Here is an 18192-nt window from a genome sequence, read left to right on the forward strand (position 1 = left end):
GACAGCATGATTCGGTGGGCCTGGGCCTTCCTCGATCGGCCCACGCAGCGTTTCGACGACTGCGCGACGTTTTGGTCCACCGTCACCGGCACCCAGCTCTCGCCCCGCCGCGGCGCGAACGACGAATTCCTCACGCTCCTACCGGATCCCGCGCTGTTCGCCGCCGCAGGGGTCAAAATGCAGTCGGTCACCGGCCTCGGCGGCGTGCACATCGACTTCGATGTCGACGACATCGCCGCCGCCGTCCGCATCGCGCTCGACCTCGGCGCCGACCTGGTCGCCAACCACCCGGACTACGCCGTCCTGCGCTCGCCGTCGGGCCAGACGTTCTGCTTCACCCCCAGCGGCCGCGCCAAGGGCCAGCCCGCGCCGGCCGTCATCGCGCCGGACGGCACGCTGACCCGTTTGGATCAGGTGTGCCTGGACATCGGCGCCGCCGATCACGAGGCCGAGTCACACTTCTGGACCGTCCTGACCGGCTGGGAGCACCAGCAGGGCAGGCTGCCGGAATTCTCCCGGCTGCGCGCAAAAAACCAGCTGCCCCTCCAACTGCTGCTGCAGCGCCTCGGTGCGCACCGCCCGACCAGTGCGCATATCGACCTGTCGTCGTCGGATATCCACGCCACCGCCGCCTGGCACGAATCCCTCGGCGCGACCCGAATGCAGAATCACGAACACTGGATCGTCATGTCCGACCCCGCCGACGCCACCTACTGCATCACCTCCCGCGACCCGAGCGGAGTCTGACGGCCGCCGAGCGGCACCCGGCCGAGCGTCGACGGCACGCGGATCTGTGACACGGCGAACACCTGGCGAGTGCTGTGCGGTTGCGGTGGCAGAGTACCGATGTGCCTACGAACCAGACGACGACCGGATCGCTGCTCACCGCGTTGTGCCCGGATCTGCGGACCGCGCTGACCCGCGTCCGCTACGACGCGGACACGCTGCTCGAGGTGCTCGGAGTCGACGTGCACGCGGCGCTCGGCCGGTCGGAGCCCGTGCCGGTGCGCCGCGCCGCACGGGACGCGGGCGAACTTGGCACCCTGATCCGGTTGCTGTTGCTCGGCGACGCACTGCCCCAGCGAGAGGTCGCCGCCGCGCTCGCACCTGTGGATATCGAGCGCGCCGTCGCGGCAGGATTGCTGGACCGGGACGGTGATCTGGTGCGCGCGGCATTGGACCTGCGCCCTGTGGACGTCGGCGTCGGCACTCGGTGGATCCTGTCCGATCTCGACGACTCGATGCGAAGGCGCACGCTGACCGAAGAGCATGTACTCGGTGTCGGCCACGCTTCGCTGTCGCTGCTGCGCGCGACGCCGACCCGCAAGGTCGGTTCGGTACTCGATCTCGGCACCGGCTGTGGCGTGCAGGCCGTGCACGCGGCCTCCTATGCCGACCGGGTGACCGCGACCGACGTGAACCCGCGCGCGCTGTGGCTTGCCGAAGCGACCGCCGCACTCAACGGCCTCGACATCGAGCTGCTGGACGGTTCCTGGTTCGAGCCGGTGGAAGGACGTCGCTTCGACCAGGTGGTGGCCAATCCACCCTTCGTCGTCGGCCCCGCCCGCATCGAGCACACATACCGCGATTCCGGCCTCGCCCTCGACGGCGCGAGCGAACTGGTGATCTCCCAGGCCTCGGAGTTACTCGCCCCCGGCGGCACCGCGGCGATGCTCGCGGCGTGGGTGCATGTGGACGGCGAGGACTGGCGGCACCGTGTGTCGTCCTGGCTGCCCGCGCACGGCGTCGACGCCTGGGTGGTGCAGCGCGATGTCGCCGACCCCGCCTTGTATGTGGGCACCTGGCTGCGCGACGCCGGACTCGATCCGCGCGACCCGGCCGCGCAGGCTCGCGCCGAACAGTGGCTCGACGCCTTCACCGCGGCCGATGTCGAGGGCATCGGCTTCGGCTTTGTCTATCTGCGCGCCATCGACGGCTCGACCGAGTTGCTCGCCGAGGACCTCACACACGGCTTCGACGACCCGCTCGGCAACGAGGCGACCAGGTATTTCGAGCGCTCGGCCTGGCTGCGCGCCGCCGCAGGCGACGAAAACCTGGCCTGGTCTTCCCGTTTCGCAGTGGATCCGGCGACCGCGCTGGAACGGGTCTATCTGCCGGGCGAGGACGGCTGGGCCCAGCAGGTCGCTCGGCTGCACCGCGGTGACGGACCACGCTGGCAGCACGAGGTTGACGAATCCACCATCGCCCTCGTCGCGGGAATGCGGGCGGACGGGATGCCGTTGTACGAGTTGATCGAACTGCTGGCGGTTGCCACCGGATCCGACGAGGTAACCACGGAGTTCATGGCCGACGCACTGTCGGTGGTGGCCGGACTGGTCCGCCACGGATTGGTGCGACCCGTCTAACCGACGGCCGCACCGGTGGGCGGCGGACGCGCTCGACAACGAGTGTTCCGATTCCGGATGCTTCTCAGGAACTTCTCAGACGGAAGTGACGGAAACCGCAGTTCAGAGCGGTTTATCTGGGCGGTAGCGGGGAACTTTCTCATTGTCGGGTCCGTTGTTCGGAGTGAGACACCACCGACAGGAGGCAAGTCATGACCAGCCCCGCCACCACTCGTGTGCGCACCAGCGATATGGACCTCGACGCCCAGAGCCCCGCCGCCGACCTGGTACGCGTGTACCTGAATGGGATCGGTCGCACTGCACTGCTCACGGCCGCCGACGAGGTCGAGCTGGCCAAGCGCATCGAGGCGGGCCTCTATGCCCAGCATCTGCTGGAGACCGGCAAGCGGCTGTCGGCCACGCGCAAACGCGATCTGGCCATCGTCGTCCGCGAGGGCCAGTCCGCCCGGTCGCATCTGCTCGAGGCCAACCTCCGCCTCGTGGTCTCGCTTGCCAAGCGCTACACCGGCCGCGGCATGCCGCTGCTGGACCTGATCCAAGAGGGCAACCTCGGCCTGATCAGGGCGATGGAGAAGTTCGATTACGCCAAGGGCTTCAAGTTCTCCACCTACGCCACCTGGTGGATTCGGCAGGCCATTACCCGCGGCATGGCCGATCAGAGCCGCACCATCCGGCTACCGGTCCATCTGGTCGAGCAGGTCAACAAGCTGGCCAGGATCAAGCGCGAGCTGCATCAGCAGCTCGGCCGCGAGGCCACCGACGCCGAGCTCGCCAACGAGTCGGGCATTCCGGTCGAGAAGATCTCCGATCTGCTCGATCACAGCCGCGACCCGGTAAGCCTCGATATGCCGGTCGGCAACGACGAAGAGGCCCCGCTCGGCGATTTCATCGAGGACTCCGAGGCCACCTCGGCCGAGTCCGCGGTCATCGCGGGTCTGCTGCACCACGATGTGCGCAGCGTGCTCGCCACCCTGGACGAGCGCGAACAGCAGGTCATCCGGCTGCGCTTCGGCCTGGACGACGGCCAGCCGCGCACCCTCGACCAGATCGGCAAGCTCTTCGGACTCTCCCGCGAGCGGGTGCGTCAGATAGAGCGCGAGGTCATGTCGAAGCTGCGCAAGGGTGAGCGGGCCGACCGGCTGCGCGCCTACGCCAGCTGATCGCAAGGTAATTCGCGCCGGCGACCCCGGCACCCCCATGGCGCCGAGCCACTTCGAAGCCGGTTCGGCGCCCCGGCTCGGTGACCGTATCGGTCACCTGCAAACGCCGACCGGTGTCCGCGCATCCCGTCCCCTCCGGGTTCGCGCGAGCCGGTCGGCGATGCTTATTTTCGGCGGCCGGCAGTGCTCATTTATGTCCCGCTCAGCCCAAGCGCCGCGGGCCCGCGTCGAAACGGCTGGGTTCCGGGCCTATTCGGGCTCGGGCGTAGAGGATCGAGGCCGAGGCCGCCGAGGCGAGAACCGGATCGAAGGACAGTTCACGAAGTTCGGGGATGTCGTCGAAGAGGGCCGAAATGCGTTGGGCCAGTTCGGCGAGGGCAGCCTTGTCGACACGCGGGCTGGCCGGGGTGCCGGACAGCAGTGGCGCGGCGCGCGGCGCGTCGATCAAGGCGGTGGCCTCGTCCTCGGTCAGCGGTAGGGCGCGGTAGGCACGGTCGCCGAGGAGTTCGATGATCAGACCGGACAGACCGAATTCGATCACGGAACCGAACGACGGATCGTCCTGCACGCGTAGCACACAACCGACGCCGGGGGTCGCCATCTTCTGGATATGCAAGACGGGGTCGCCACTGAGTTCCGCCAGATGGGCATAGGCCTGGCGCACCGCCTCGGGCCGCCACAGATCAAGTCGGACACCACTGAGGTCGGGCCTGCGCCGCCACAGTTCCCCGGTCGCCTTGGCCGCCACCGGATAACCAAGTTCTGCTGCCGCTGCGACGGCCTCGTCGGCGTTGTGCACTTCGCGATATTCCACAACGTGGATGCCGTAACAGTCCAGCAGGTCGACGGTTTCCTGGTCGGTCAGCCTGCGCCCGGCGGGGTCCGCCATCCATTGCGCCACCAATCCCCTGGCCCGCTCGGTGTCGATATCGTTCGGGCGGCGGACCACCGAGACCGGCTTGGTGCGCCACTGCGCGTAGCGCCGCACCCTGGCCAGCGCACGCGCGGCACGTTCGGGGTCCGGGTAGGACGGTATCGAGCCGCGCACGGCCGCCCCGCCTTGCCCGCGCATCGCCAGCAGGTTCGGAATCCCCTGTTCGGCAACGAAAGTGGTCAGGATCGGCTTGCCGGAGTCGGGCACGGCCATGGCCGCCTCGCGGATGGCGTCGGCGAATCCGGCTATCGGCAGCGGCACCGGAGGGGCGAAAACCACGATTACCGCGTCGATCTCATCCGACCGCAGTGCCGCGACCACGGCGTCCAGGTAGGCGCCAGGCGTCGCCTCCGGGCCGAGGTCCACTGGCTCGCCCACCGACTGCTCGTCGACGCTGCGCTCGGTCGGACGGGGGCGTCGAGCGCTCTCGGTCGCGCCACTCGTCGGTCGTCGCACCTCCAGCCCCTCCCCTCGGGCCGCATCGACGGCAAGCCAGTTCAACGCGGCGCTGTTGCCGATCACCGCGACCCGGGGACCGGCGGGCAGCGGCTGGTAGCCCAGCAGAGCCGCGCAGTCGAACAGCTCCGAGATCGAGTCGACCTGAACGATGCCCGCCTGCGCGAACAGATCCCGCACGATCGAGCGGTCCATATCGCCGGTCGGCTGGGCCCGCGCCGCGAGCCTGCCGCTGCTCACTGCGACGATCGGCTTGGTCCTGGCGACCCGGCGCGCAATGCGAGAGAACTTCCGCGGATTACCGAAACTCTCCAGATACAGCAGGATTACCTCCGTGGCGGCATCGGTGTCCCAGTACTGCAGCAGGTCATTGCCGGACACGTCGGCGCGATTGCCCGCGGACACGAAGGTCGACAATCCCAGATTGCGTGCGGCCGCTTCACCGAGAATCGCGGCGCCCAATGGTCCGGACTGACAGAAGAATCCGATGCGCCCACGTCCCGGCAGCAGCGAGGCAAGGGTCGCGTTGAGCGCGACCGCCGGATCGGTGTTGGCGATGCCGAGCGCGCTCGGACCGACCACACGCATCCCGTGCCCGCGCGCGGCGGCGACCAACTCGCGTTCGGCGGCGACGCCGTCCGCGCCGGTCTCCCCGAAACCCGCGGTCAGTACCACCAGACCCTTGACGCCTTTGGCCATACAGTCGTCGAGGACCGAACCGATGGCCGCGGCAGGCACGGCGACCACCGCCAGATCCACCTCGTCCGGAATGTCGCGCACCGTCGGATAAGCCCGCACTCCACGCACCGACTTCCGATTCGGATTGACCGGAAACACCGGCCCCTGGAACGCACCGGAGAGCAGATTCGCCAGCACAACCCCACCCACCCGCCCGGTGCCAGGGGTCGCGCCGATGACGGCCACCGAACCCGGCGCGAGCAGATTGCCCACACTGCGCGCCTCCGAGGCCCGCTCACGCGAATCACGCACCGAGAGAAGGGCTTCGGTCGGGTCGATGGCAAATTCCAGGTGCAGCACCGAACCGTCCCTGCTGCGCTCGACCTGATAGCCCGCGTCGCGGAAGACCGTCACCATGACGGTGTTCTCGGCGAGGACCTCTGCGACGAATGTCTCGATCTTGTTCTCCGCGGCGGCGCCTGCCAGATGTTCGAGCAGAATCGAGCCCAGGCCGCGGCCCTGATGCTCGTCGGCCACTACGAACGCGACCTCCGCGGCGCGCGGTCCGGTGCGAGCGAGTAGCTCGTAGCGGCCGACCGCGATGATCGCCTCACCGAGTTCGAGCACCAACCCGACTCGGTCGCGGTGGTCCACGTGGGTGGAGCGGTAGAGGTCCTTGGGCGAAATACGTGGGTACGGACCGAAATAGCGCAGATACCTGGTGCGGTCGGACAGCGCGGCGTGGAACTGCTGCAGTCGATCGGCGTCGTCGGGAGTGATAGGGCGAAGCCGCACCACGCCGCCGTCGGAGGCGAGCACGTCGGCGAACCAGTGCTGGGGCGGCGCCGCGGGGGTGTCCGGGGAATCCGGGGAATCCGGGGAATCCGGGGAATCCGGGACAGGTGTCGGCTCAGTCACGGGGGTCCTCCGGATCTAGGCCGAGCAACCCGAAGGTGGCCCGGCGCGTGGCCAATACGGCCGTGTCGATGGCACGTTGAGCGCGGTCGATCCGCGCGTCCCCAGTCTCCCCGGTGCCGCCGGGCCCGTCCCACCGGCGGTAGGCGATGTCGCCACCGTCACCCATAGTCCGCGGCAGGTCGGCGGCAGGCGCTTCGACGCGGACGCGGTCGATCCAGTCCTGCGGCACTGCGGTTTCCGGTGCGACTGCGCGGTCGAGCGCGGTCGCCAGCAGGTGCGTCCAGGCCCGCGGCACCACCCGGACCAGGCCGTATCCGCCGCCGCCGACGGCCAGCCAACGGCCTTCCGCATGCCGGTCGGCCAACTCTCGCATAGCGAGGAAGGCCGCGCGCTGGCCGTCGACGGTGAGCTCGAGATCGGCCAGCGGATCCTCGCGATGGGTATCGACGCCGCATTGGCTGACGATGATCTGTGGCCGGAATGCCGCCACCGCACCGGGCACCACCGCGTGGAAACCGCGCAGCCACTGGGCGTCTCGGATGCCCGGCAACACCGCAAGATTGATCGCGGTGCCCTCGGCGGTACCGCTGCCGGTCTCCTCCGGCCATCCGGTGTTGGGCCACAGAGTGGCCGGATGCTGGTGGATCGATATCGTCAGCACCCGGGGATCGGAGTAGAAGGCCCGCTGCACGCCGTCGCCGTGGTGTACATCCACGTCGATGTAGGCGATGCGGTCGAAGCCGTGATCGAGCAGCCATGAGATGGCCACGGCCGCGTCGTTGTAGATGCAGAACCCGGCGGCCGAATCGGCCATCGCGTGATGCATGCCGCCGCCGATGCTGACCGCCCGCCGCGTGCGACCCTCCGCGATTTCGCGGGCCGCGGCCAGGGTGCCGCCCACGATCACCGATGCGGCCTGATGCATCCGCGGAAATATCGGGTTGTCCGGCGAACCGAGTCCGTAGTCCGGCGCCAGCGGCGAGCCGACCGGCGCGGTGGCGTGCGTCACGGCCTCGATGTACGCCGGGGTGTGGATGCGCAGCAGATCCGCGATGTCGGCTGCGGCGGGCTCCAACCGCTCGACACCGTCGAGCAATCCGAGACTTTCCGCCAACGCCATGGTGAACTTCAGCCGCGCCGGTTTCATCGGATGCTGCGGCGTCCAGGTGTAGTCGAGGAACCGGTCGGTCCAGACAACGGTTCCGGTAGCGGTGGCCATGGTTGCCACGCTAGAACGTTTCGAGCCACTTGTCGGTGCCTGCCGGTATAGCAGCGCAGATGTCGATCGAGTTGTCGACACGCTCCGGCGGGAAGCTAACAACCCCACAGGTTGTTCGTATGCAGTAGAACTACAGGCAAGTGCGAACACGGCGACACCGCCGTGCGCCGACAGGATTCCCGCAGCACAGTGCATTGGATCGTGACACCGGAGCGCGAGACGGTCCGGCACACGGTGGTGCCGCTGTGCGTGGGTAGAATTCGTGCCGACGAAGGGGTAATACAGGTGAAGGATCTGGTCGACACCACGGAGATGTACCTCCGTACCATCTACGACCTCGAGGAGGAGGGCGTGGTGCCCCTGCGCGCCCGGATCGCCGAGCGCCTCGAGCAGAGTGGTCCGACGGTGAGCCAGACCGTCGCTCGCATGGAGCGCGACGGTCTGCTGTTGGTCGCCGGTGACCGTCATCTCGAGCTGACCGACAAGGGACGCAGCATGGCTGTCGCGGTGATGCGCAAACATCGCCTCGCCGAACGCCTGCTGGTCGACATCATCGGCCTGGACTGGCAGAACGTGCACGCGGAGGCGTGCCGCTGGGAACACGTCATGAGCGAGGATGTCGAGCGGCGGCTGGTCGAGGTGCTCAACCATCCGACCACCTCCCCCTACGGCAACCCCATCCCTGGCCTCGACGAACTGGGCATCATTCCGCCCACAGGCTCCGAGGAGACCCTGGTGCGACTGTCGGATCTGCCGCACGGGCAGGTGCACGCAGTCGTAGTGCGTAGGCTCGCCGAGCACATCCAGACCGACCCCGAGGTCATCGGCCAGCTGCGTGAGGCGGGCGTGGTGCCCGACGCGCGCGTGACGGTCGAGACCAAGCCGGGTTCGGTGGTCATCACGGTGCCGGGCCATGAGGGTTTCGAGCTCTCGGACGAAATGGCCCACGCCGTCCAGGTGAAGCTGGTCTGACACGTGAAACTTCTGGTCACCGGCGGCGCAGGCTATGTCGGCGGGGTGTGTGCACAGGTCCTGTTCGAAGAGGGTCATGAGGTCGTGGTGGTCGACGATCTGTCGACCGGCAATGCCGACGGCGTCCCGGCCGGCGTCCGCTTCGTCGAGGGTGACGTCGCCAGTGCCGCGCCCGCGCTGCTTGCCGCCGAAACCTTCGACGGCGTCCTGCATTTCGCCGCGCAATCGCTGGTCGGCGAGTCCGTGCAGCAGCCGGAGAAGTACTGGCAGGGCAACGTGGTGAAGACACTGGAGCTGCTGGAGGCGATGCGCAACACGGGCACGCCACGGCTGGTGTTCTCCTCGACCGCGGCCGTCTACGGCGAGCCCGAGCAGGTGCCGATCACCGAGGATGCGCCGACCCGCCCGACCAACCCGTACGGTGCGTCGAAGCTTGCCATCGATCACGCCATCACCTCCTACTCGAACGCGCACGGGCTGGCAGCGACCAGCCTCCGCTACTTCAACGTCGCGGGCGCTTACTGCGGGCTCGGCGAAAACCGGGTGGTGGAAACTCATCTCATCCCCCTCGTGTTGCAGGTCGCCCTCGGGCACCGCAAGGCGATCTCGGTCTTCGGCACCGACTGGCCCACCCCCGACGGCACCGCCGTCCGCGACTACATCCACATCCGCGACCTCGCCCAGGCCCACCTGCTGGCGCTGGACACCGCCGAATCGGGCACACACCGGGTCTTCAACCTCGGCAGCGGCACCGGATTCTCGGTCCGCGAGGTGATTTCGGCCTGCGAACGCGTCACCGGCCTGCCGATCGCCGCACAGGATTCCCCGCGCCGCGCGGGCGATCCCGCGACTCTGATCGCCTCCAGTGATCGCGCGGTCGCCGAACTCGGCTGGTTCCCGAAGCACAACGACCTCGACGAGATCGTCGCCGATGCCTGGGAGTTCCTGCGCGCCTTGGGTTCTCGCGCCCACTCGGCACCCTAGACGAGCGCCGGGAAGCGGAAGCCCACCAACTCGGCCGATCCAGGGCCGCGTGCGCAACCATCGACCTGCTGTCTCGGCGTGCGTTCGCGGAGCGGGCGCACTGGCGCACCATCAACAGCCCGAGCGCACCTGGGCCCTGCCGTCGTCGACGCAATGAGCCGGCGGCCGTGGTGACCCCGCCGCCATCGTTCAGCACAACTCGATGCCGAGATCGGCTGCGGTCTCCAGACCGGAGCGGGCCAGTCTGCGCAACTGATCCGGCCGCATACCCGCGTGCAGCGCAGTTTCCAATAGGATCGCCATCTGATGTGACGGGTCGGCCTCCAGCGCCGCATGGAAGGCGATGCCCGCCAGCGGGCCGTCACCGCGGACGTAGGCGCTGTAGCCGAGCAGCGCGGCGGCATCGGCGCGATCGGAATCCGACAGCACTCGGACCAGCTCCGCCCACAGTCGCTCCGCCGAAGCGGCGTGGTCCCCGACCGCCAGCGCGAACAGCGCATCACGCACCACTCGATCACGCAGTGCAGCAGCCAGTTCCGCCAGTTCTCGCGCCGTGAGCCTGGTGCCGAATTCGGTATTGGCGATCTGCCACAGGACGTGCTCGAGCATACGGCGGTGGTAGCCGTCCGGATCGCCGCGCCGGACCGCCCCCGCATACCGTTCGCGGGCGGCGATGACCGCGTCCCCGAGCTGGGCCGCGACCTGTGAGCGCAGTGCGCCGTCCGCGGCCACCATGGCGGTCAGCTCCGAGCGGGCGCGGTGGATGGGCCTGCCGTCGAGCACATGTGCCACCGTCACCATCGAGGTCGCCGGATCCGGCAGCGCCCCAAGCCGTTCCGCGTCTGGCAGGCTCCACCAGCGCTCATCCTTGTCGATCGCGCGGACAGCCCAAGCGCCCCCGAGGATGACGCCGTGATCGTCGACGAGCCGCCGGGCGAAGGTGGCGATCAGTGCACCGTGCGACCCGGTGCGGGGGACGCGGCGAGCGTCGGAACGCCGTCGCGCTGGTGCACGAACGCGGTCGTCGACGATCACCGCCAGCACCTCGCTCGCGTTCTCGCCGTGGCAGATCCGTCCGACCTGCTCCGCGAACACCGCCGCCAACCCGCATCTGCCGCGGTCACCCTGTTCCAGATCGAACCGGACCACCGCATCGATGATCGGGATGTCGACGTGCTCGGGAGCGGCGCGCAACACCGTGACGACGAGCGAGCGCTCCGGCACGAACCCGACCATTGCGGGCAGCGCCGCGATCAATTCGCCTGGATCGTCGATGCGTAGCTGCATCGGTGCGGCTGACTCGAACCGCGGGGCTTGCTCCGCGCAAGTGACGGTGCGGCGCATGCGATCGCCGGAATCCTCGACTGGGGCGGGGTTAACGGGAGTGGTCATGCGTCGAGAGTGCGCTCGCCTGTCACCGTGTCCGGGTGGCCGACCAGGCCTTTCCGCTGCCCTGGGGGAAACCCTTGTCCTGTGGGCGAATAGGCCCTGGAACCGGAGCAGTTGCCCAGCCTTGTCGGTGCCGCCTGCTACTGTCCGCCGCCGGTCCCGCTGCGCGGCCTATGCCTGCTTGACCCGCTGCACGGCCGTCGTGAACAACTCGTCCAGCACGGCCGTATCCGGCTTCGCGTCGCTGAAGGACATGTAGGTCACCGCAATCCGCACGTCACCGACCTGACCGGTCAACGTCTGCATGGATTGGGTCAGCCGGGCTCCGCCGACCTCCGGCGCCACGGTGCGCCGCAACGCCAGCGTGTCGTCGGCGTCGATCGGCGGCGGTGGCTGCAGTTGGGTGGTGACGGTCGTGGTGGCGCCGGCCCGCGCGACCTGCAGCGTTTCGCACCGTTTCAGCTGGTTGCGCAGCGCAGACAACGGCTGGTCGGTCCTGGTCAGCTCGACGGTCACGGTGGCGCGGCTGTCGTTGTCGGTGCCGACCGCGATGGCCGTCTGATCAGGCCCGAACCGCTGCTCGGGCGGCAGGCAGCCCTCGGGCCGCACGGTCGAACCCCGCCCGATACCGGTGAGATCGCCGGCGGCCTGTGCGGCTGCCTCCGGTGGCAGCACGATCGCCGGATACCGGGCCGGGAACTGCGCGGGATCTGGTAACAGCGCCGCGAGTTGGGCACCGATGTGGCGCTGCACAGCGGTCGGCGCGGACGCGACCGGGTGACCGGTCACCGTCGATGCACAGCCGGCAAGCAACAGCGCACCCGCAACGGCAGGCAGCCGGCCCGACATCGCGGATTTGAGTTGCCCTCTGCGCATCGAATCGGGCACAGTCACTCGACCACTGTGCCAAATTCCCGATGCCCGACCGCGATGCCACGCCGTGCACGGGAATGCGGCGGGCAGCACGGCGGTTGGCTGTTGATATGGGTCGGTGTCCGGCCGTGAGCGCGACCGTCTGCGCCATGGGGGACAATGGACAGTGGTTCGCCCGCTGCGAGACGGCAACACGCCGAAGACTTGGAAGTTCTTCGGATAGCTTGCGGCTCGCATCGATGGACCGCGCAGGAAGGAGTACGCGATGGACCACGAGTCGCGAATGTACGAGTTGGAGTTCCCCGCTCCGCAGCTGTCATCCGACGATGGCTCAGGTCCGGTACTGGTGCACGGACTGGAAGGCTTCACCGATGCCGGGCATGCGGTGCGGCTGGCGACTACGCACCTGCGCGAGAGCCTCGAAAGCGAACTGGTCGCCTCGTTCGATGTGGACGAGCTGTTGGACTACCGCTCGCGGCGACCGCTCATGACGTTCAAAACCGATCACTTCTCGGATTACGCCGAGCCCGAGCTCAACCTATGGGCGCTGCGCGACACCGCGGGCACGCCGTTCCTGCTGCTTTCGGGCCTGGAGCCGGACCTGCGCTGGGAGAAGTTCACCACCGCGGTGCGGCTGCTCGCCGAACAGCTCGGCGTGCGGCGCTGCATCGGGCTGAGCGCGATTCCGATGGCGATCCCACACACCCGTCCGCTCGGCATCACCGCGCATTCCTCCGACAGCGACCTCATCGCCGAGCATCAGCGCTGGCCGGGCGAGCTGCAGGTGCCCGGAAGTGCGTCCTCGCTGCTGGAGTACCGGATGGCGCAGCACGGGCACGAATCCATCGGCTTCTCGGTGCATGTGCCGCACTACCTCGCACAGACCGCCTATCCGGAGGCCGCACAGACGCTATTGGAGAATGTCGCGGGCAATGCGGGTCTGGAGATTCCGCTGGCCGCGCTCGGTGAGGCTGCCGCGCGGGTGCGTGAACAGGTCAACGAGCACATCGCGGGCAACTCCGAGGTGGAGACGGTCGTGCACGCGCTGGAGCGCCAGTACGACAGCTTTGTGACCGCGCAGGAACACCAGTCGAGCCTGCTCGTCGGCGACGGCGAACTGCCCAGCGGCGACGAGCTCGGCGCGGAGTTCGAGCGCTTCCTTGCCGAACAGGGCGGTTACGAGGGCAACGCCGACGCAGAGGGCGACGAGACCAAGTAAGGGATTCAGCGGCGATCACCGGGCGGTCGGCCACCCGAAGGTAGCCCGTAGGGTGGTCGGAGTGGATCTGACCGAACTGCTCGAGATACCGGGAACCGACGCCGACGCACTGTACGAGTCGTTCGGGGCGTGGGCGGCCGAGCAGGGCACGCCGTTATATCCCGCACAGGACGAAGCGCTGCTGGAGCTGGCGTCCGGATCGAATGTCATCTTGGCTACCCCGACCGGCTCCGGCAAATCACTGGTCGCCGTCGGCGCGCACATGTTCGCACTGACCCGAGGTCAGCGCACCTACTACACCGCCCCGATCAAGGCGCTGGTCAGCGAGAAATTCTTCGCGCTGTGCGAGGTGTTCGGCGCCGACAAGGTCGGCATGGTGACCGGCGACGCCGCGGTGAACCCGGAGGCGCCGATCATCTGCGCGACCGCCGAGATCCTGGCCAACATGGCGTTGCGTGAGGGCGCAGCCGCCGATGTCGGCCAGGTGGTGATGGACGAGTTCCATTTCTACGCCGACCCCGATCGCGGCTGGGCCTGGCAGGTGCCGCTGCTGGAGCTGCCGCGCGCCCAATTCCTGCTCATGTCGGCCACTCTCGGTGAAGTCGACTTCTTCGCCGCCGACCTGGAGCGCCGCACCGGCAACCCGACCGCCGTGGTCGCGGGCACCGAACGCCCGGTGCCGCTGAGCTATTCGTATGCGCGCACACCCATCACCGAGACGCTCGAAGACCTCGTCACCACCAACCAGTCCCCCGTCTATGTCGTGCACTTCACCCAGGCCGCTGCGCTCGAACGCGCCCAGGCGCTGACGAGCGTGAACTTCGCCAGCCGCGCCGAAAAAGACGCCATCGCCACAGCTTTGGGGGATTTCCGCTTCTCCTCGGGATTCGGCAAGACCCTGTCACGACTGATCCGCCACGGCATCGGCGTGCACCACGCGGGCATGCTGCCCAAGTACCGCCGCCTGGTGGAACGCCTGGCCCAGGACGGATTGCTGAAGGTGGTGTGCGGCACCGACACCCTCGGCGTCGGCATCAATGTGCCGATCCGCACCGTGCTGCTCACCGGCTTGACCAAATACGACGGCGTGCGCACCCGCAGGCTCAAAGCCCGCGAATTCCATCAGATCGCCGGTCGCGCGGGCCGCGCCGGATTCGACACCCTTGGCACGGTCGTGGTGCAAGCGCCCGACCACGAGGTAGAGAACACCAGGCTGATTGCCAAGGCGGGCGACGATCCCAAGAAGCAACGCAAGGTGGTGCGGCGTAAACCGCCGGAGGGCTTCGTGTCCTGGAGCGAGGAGACCTTCGATCGCCTGGTCGCCGCGGCCCCGGAACCGATGGTGTCGCGCTTCGCGGTCACGAACTCCATGCTGCTCAACGTGATTGCCCGACCGGGCAACTGCTTCGAGGCGATGCGTCACCTCCTCGAAGACAATCACGAGCCGCGCCCCGCCCAGCGCCGCCACATCCTGCGCGCCATCCGGCTCTACCGGGCGCTGCGCGATGCCGGTGTGGTGCAACAGCTTCCGGAGCCCGACGCACAAGGCCGCAGAGCCAGGCTCACCGTGGACCTGCAACGTGACTTCGCCCTCGACCAACCGCTCTCGCCGTTCGCACTCGCGGCATTGGAGCTGCTGGACAAGGAATCTCCCGCCTACACCCTCGAGGTCGTCTCACTCATCGAGTCGACGCTGGAGGATCCGCGCCAGCTGCTGATGGCCCAGCAGCACAAGGCCCGTGGCGAGGCGATCGCCGAGATGAAGGCCGACGGCATCGAATACGACGAGCGCATGGAACTGCTCGAAGAGGTCACCTGGCCCAAACCGCTTGCCGAGCTGATCGATCCGGCCTTCGAAACCTACCGCGGCGGGCATCCGTGGATGTCGGAGTTCGCGCCGTCACCGAAGTCGGTGGTGCGCGACATGATCGAGCGTTCGATGACCTTCGCCGAGCTGATCTCGCACTACGAGCTGGCCCGCTCCGAGGGCGTCGTGCTGCGCTACCTGGCCGACGCCTACCGCGCATTGCGCCGCACCGTGCCGGAGTCGGCTCGCACCGAGGACCTCGACGACATCACCGAATGGCTCGGTGAACTCGTGCGCCAGGTGGACTCGAGCCTGCTCGACGAATGGGAGCAGCTCACCAACCCGGGCGCGGAGACCGACGCCGACCAGCTCGCCTTCGGCGCCGAGACGATCCGCCCGATCTCCGCCAATGAACGCGCCTTCCGGGTGATGATCCGCAACGCCATGTTCCGCCGCGTCGAGCTCGCCGCCCTACGCCGCTGGGACCTGCTCGCCGGGATGGGCACCGGCCCGGACTGGGAAGCCGACCTGGCCCCCTATTTTGCCGAGTACGAACGCATCGGCACCGGTCCCGACGCGCGCGGTCCGCAACTGTTCCAGGTGGAACAACGCCCCGAGTTCTGGCACGTGCGCCAGGTGCTCGACGACCCCGCCAACGACCACGGCTGGGCCCTGGAAGCAGTCGTCGATCTGGCCGAGTCCGATGCCGCAGGTGAGGTCGTATTCGACGAGGTCACGGTGTCCGCGGGGTGATCATGGTCAAGGTGTCGTCAACGAGTTCGTTATCGGGGCCATTGCGCTGATACTCTCTCGCGCGGTGCCTGAACGAAGGCAGCAGCACAAACCATGGAGAGTTCCCTTAGATTGATCAGTTCAAACATGCCCGAATCACCCTTCTTGGTCATCAACCCCGAGCGAGTGCGCGATAACTTCCGTGCACTCCACACCGCGCTGCCCACGGCGCGAATTCGGTTCGCGGTCAAGGCAAGTCCGGTTCCGGAGCTCATCCGGCTGCTGGCGGAGGAGGGCGCGGAGTTCGACGTCGCCAGCGTCGGCGAGATCGAACTGTGCCTGCGTGCGGGTGTCGACCCGGCGCGGATGTGCTACGGGAACCCGATCAAAAAGGCCGCCCACATCGCGGCCGCCGATGCCGCCGGTGTGCGCCGCTACGCCTTCGACACCGAGGACGACCTACTGCGCATCGCTGCACACGCACCGGGCTCCGAGGTCGAATGCCGCTTCCTGTCCGCGGCCCCCGAATCCAAGACCCCGTTCGGCACCAAGTTCGGCTGCAGCCCCGCCGAGGCGTTGCGTTTGCTGGTGCGCGCCCGCGATCTCGGGCTGATCGTGGCAGGACCGTACTTTCACGTCGGTTCGCAACAGCTGGACCCCGAGGCCTGGCGGATCGGTATCGAACAGGCCGGAGACATCGCTGCGGCGTTGGCGGACAAAGATATTCGAGTCGAGTCGGTGAACATCGGCGGCGGCCTACCCATCTCCTACGTCGAGGCGGCGCCCGCGCTCGACGACATCGCGGCCGTTGTTGCGGCCGCGACCGCTGAATTCCTGCCCGAGACCGCCGGACTCGTCATCGAGCCGGGCCGTGCGCTCGTGGGGTCGGCGGGCACTATTCACGCCGAGGTGGTCGGCGTGCGCATCGCGCCTGATGGACGGCGCTGGGTGTATCTCGACATCGGCCGCTACAACGGGATGGCCGAGACAGAGAACGAGTACATCGCTTACCGCTTCGTCACCGAACGTGACGGTGATCCCGTAGACGAGGCGGTGGTGGCCGGTCCGACCTGCGACGGCGACGATGTACTGTATCAACGCACGCGAGTCCTCCTTCCGACCACGTTGCGAGCCGGTGATCGCATTCAGATCCTCGACACCGGCGCCTATACCGCGAGCTATTCGTCGGTGTCCTTCAATGGTTTTCCGCCCTTGACCGTTCATGTCTCGGGCGCTGAGCGAGAGTGAGTTGCCCCATGACGGCGGAATTCACCGGCTGGCACGTGCTGGCCGAGTTCGGTGGTGTCGACGCGGCCCTCTGCGATGACCTCGAACGACTCGAAGCGGCGATGCGAAAATCGTTGATCGCCGCAGGAGTCACGATCTGCGATGTCGTGCACAAGAAATTCGAGCCGCAGGGCGTCACCGTGCTTGCGCTGCTGTCGGAATCGCATGCCTCCATCCACACCTACCCGGAGTCGGGTGACATCTTCGTCGACGTCTTCACCTGCGGGAGCATCGGCGAGGGCGCCTCGAAGGCCGTGGAGCTGCTTCGGGATGAGTTGTCGCCCAAAGAAGTTCGCATGTCGACCATCCGACGCGGCCGGGCCGGGCATCGGGTCGAAGAGCCGGTCGGCGAAGGCCTGACCCGTATCTGGGATGTCTCCGACGTCATCGTAGACACCCACACGCCCTTCCAGCACATGCTGATCGCGAAGACCGAGCAGGGCATCAGCCTGTTCTCCGACAACGATCGGCAGTCCACCGAGTTCTCGCAGCTCACCTACCACGAGGCGATGATGGTTCCCGCCTTCGTGCTGGCCGAGAAGTTGGAAAACGTGCTGATCATCGGTTCCGGTGAGGGCGTGGCAAGCCAGATGTCGGTGGCGGCGGGCGCGACCCATGTCGACCATGTCGACATCGATCAACTCGAGGTCGAGCTGTGCGCCGAGCACCTGCCCTACGGCTACACGACCGCGGAGCTGACCGCAGCGGTCGAGGGCGAGGGCCCGATCACGGTGCACTACGCCGACGGCTGGGACTTCCTCGCCGAGGCGGCCGAGGCGGGCACCCGATACGACGTCATCGTGATCGACCTGCCCGACGAGCGAGTCGAGGACGCGCAGCACAATCGCCTGTACGAGGCGGAATTCCTGCAGCGATGTCGGGCCCTGCTCGCACCCGGCGGTGTGCTGTGTGCGCAGGCCGGTTGCGCGACCATGTGGCGCAACGAAACCCTCAAGCGGTCCTGGCAGCGCTTCCACGAGCAGTTCGGCACGGTCGTGCACTACGGCAGTGACGAGCACGAGTGGTCGTTCCTGTTCGGACTCGTCGAGGCGATCGCCGACCCGGTGCAGGCGATGACCAACCGGCTGGTCACGCTGCCCTACCGTCCGGAGACGATCGACGATCGCGCCCTGGTACGCGGAGCCATCGAGCCGCACGCACTGCGCGCGCAGCAGTAATTGTCGATAGACCGAGACGC

Annotated in this window: 13 protein-coding genes; 9 read left to right on the top strand and 4 right to left on the bottom strand. The window is 67.8% G+C overall.

All coding sequences use genetic code 11. From position 1 onward, the window contains the following. Positions 1-6 precede the first annotated feature (6 nt). From OHA42_RS30875 to OHA42_RS30885, 3 genes are all read left to right on the top strand, one after another. A complete protein-coding gene (locus OHA42_RS30875; RefSeq protein ID WP_406231266.1) occupies positions 7-747 on the top strand; it encodes a VOC family protein in 741 nt (246 codons plus the stop codon). Between the two features lie 101 nt (positions 748-848). Next, positions 849-2366: a methyltransferase gene (locus OHA42_RS30880; RefSeq protein ID WP_406231267.1), complete on the top strand. Its 1518-nt coding sequence runs from the start codon at positions 849-851 to the stop codon at positions 2364-2366. A gap of 191 nt (positions 2367-2557) precedes the next feature. Then, positions 2558-3526, top strand: coding sequence for a sigma-70 family RNA polymerase sigma factor (locus OHA42_RS30885; RefSeq protein WP_406231268.1), 969 nt, complete (start codon positions 2558-2560; stop codon positions 3524-3526). 202 nt (positions 3527-3728) lie between these two features. Here OHA42_RS30885 and OHA42_RS30890 read toward each other — a convergent pair whose 3' ends face one another. Both OHA42_RS30890 and OHA42_RS30895 read right to left on the bottom strand, forming a co-directional pair. Beyond that, entirely contained in the window at positions 3729-6512 is a 2784-nt protein-coding gene (locus OHA42_RS30890) for a GNAT family N-acetyltransferase (protein ID WP_406231269.1), read from the bottom strand. After that, on the bottom strand, positions 6505-7731 hold the full coding sequence (locus OHA42_RS30895; protein ID WP_406231270.1) for an acetoin utilization protein AcuC: 1227 nt from the start codon (positions 7729-7731) through the stop codon (positions 6505-6507). The genes OHA42_RS30890 and OHA42_RS30895 overlap by 8 nt, the downstream gene beginning before the upstream one ends. 285 nt (positions 7732-8016) lie before the next feature. Between OHA42_RS30895 and OHA42_RS30900 the strand changes: the two genes are divergently transcribed. Beyond that, positions 8017-8703, top strand: coding sequence for an iron dependent repressor, metal binding and dimerization domain protein (locus OHA42_RS30900; protein ID WP_328413207.1), 687 nt, complete (start codon positions 8017-8019; stop codon positions 8701-8703). Between the two features lie 3 nt (positions 8704-8706). After that, the gene (galE, locus tag OHA42_RS30905; protein ID WP_406231271.1) at positions 8707-9687 is read left to right on the top strand and encodes a UDP-glucose 4-epimerase GalE; all 981 of its coding nucleotides are present in this window, start codon (positions 8707-8709) and stop codon (positions 9685-9687) included. Positions 9688-9876: 189 nt separating this feature from the next. Here galE and OHA42_RS30910 read toward each other — a convergent pair whose 3' ends face one another. Both OHA42_RS30910 and OHA42_RS30915 read right to left on the bottom strand, forming a co-directional pair. Then, on the bottom strand, positions 9877-11079 hold the full coding sequence (locus OHA42_RS30910; protein WP_406231272.1) for a DUF4192 domain-containing protein: 1203 nt from the start codon (positions 11077-11079) through the stop codon (positions 9877-9879). Positions 11080-11247: 168 nt separating this feature from the next. Continuing rightward, positions 11248-11925: a DUF5642 family protein gene (locus OHA42_RS30915; RefSeq protein ID WP_406239701.1), complete on the bottom strand. Its 678-nt coding sequence runs from the start codon at positions 11923-11925 to the stop codon at positions 11248-11250. 289 nt (positions 11926-12214) lie between these two features. Between OHA42_RS30915 and OHA42_RS30920 the strand changes: the two genes are divergently transcribed. The 4 genes from OHA42_RS30920 (at position 12215) to speD (ending at position 18172) form a co-directional block, all read left to right on the top strand. After that, complete coding sequence (locus OHA42_RS30920; RefSeq protein WP_406231273.1) at positions 12215-13168, top strand: PAC2 family protein; 954 nt, start codon at positions 12215-12217, stop codon at positions 13166-13168. Between the two features lie 61 nt (positions 13169-13229). Next, on the top strand, positions 13230-15728 hold the full coding sequence (locus OHA42_RS30925; RefSeq protein ID WP_406231274.1) for a DEAD/DEAH box helicase: 2499 nt from the start codon (positions 13230-13232) through the stop codon (positions 15726-15728). Positions 15729-15854: 126 nt separating this feature from the next. Next, complete coding sequence (locus OHA42_RS30930) at positions 15855-16955, top strand: type III PLP-dependent enzyme (RefSeq protein WP_406231275.1); 1101 nt, start codon at positions 15855-15857, stop codon at positions 16953-16955. Positions 16956-16963: 8 nt separating this feature from the next. Further along, entirely contained in the window at positions 16964-18172 is a 1209-nt protein-coding gene (speD, locus tag OHA42_RS30935; RefSeq protein WP_406231276.1) for an adenosylmethionine decarboxylase, read from the top strand. Positions 18173-18192 lie beyond the last annotated feature (20 nt).

Origin of the sequence: Nocardia sp. NBC_01009, assembly GCF_045208035.1 — a bacterium.
Classification (GTDB): domain Bacteria; phylum Actinomycetota; class Actinomycetes; order Mycobacteriales; family Mycobacteriaceae; genus Nocardia.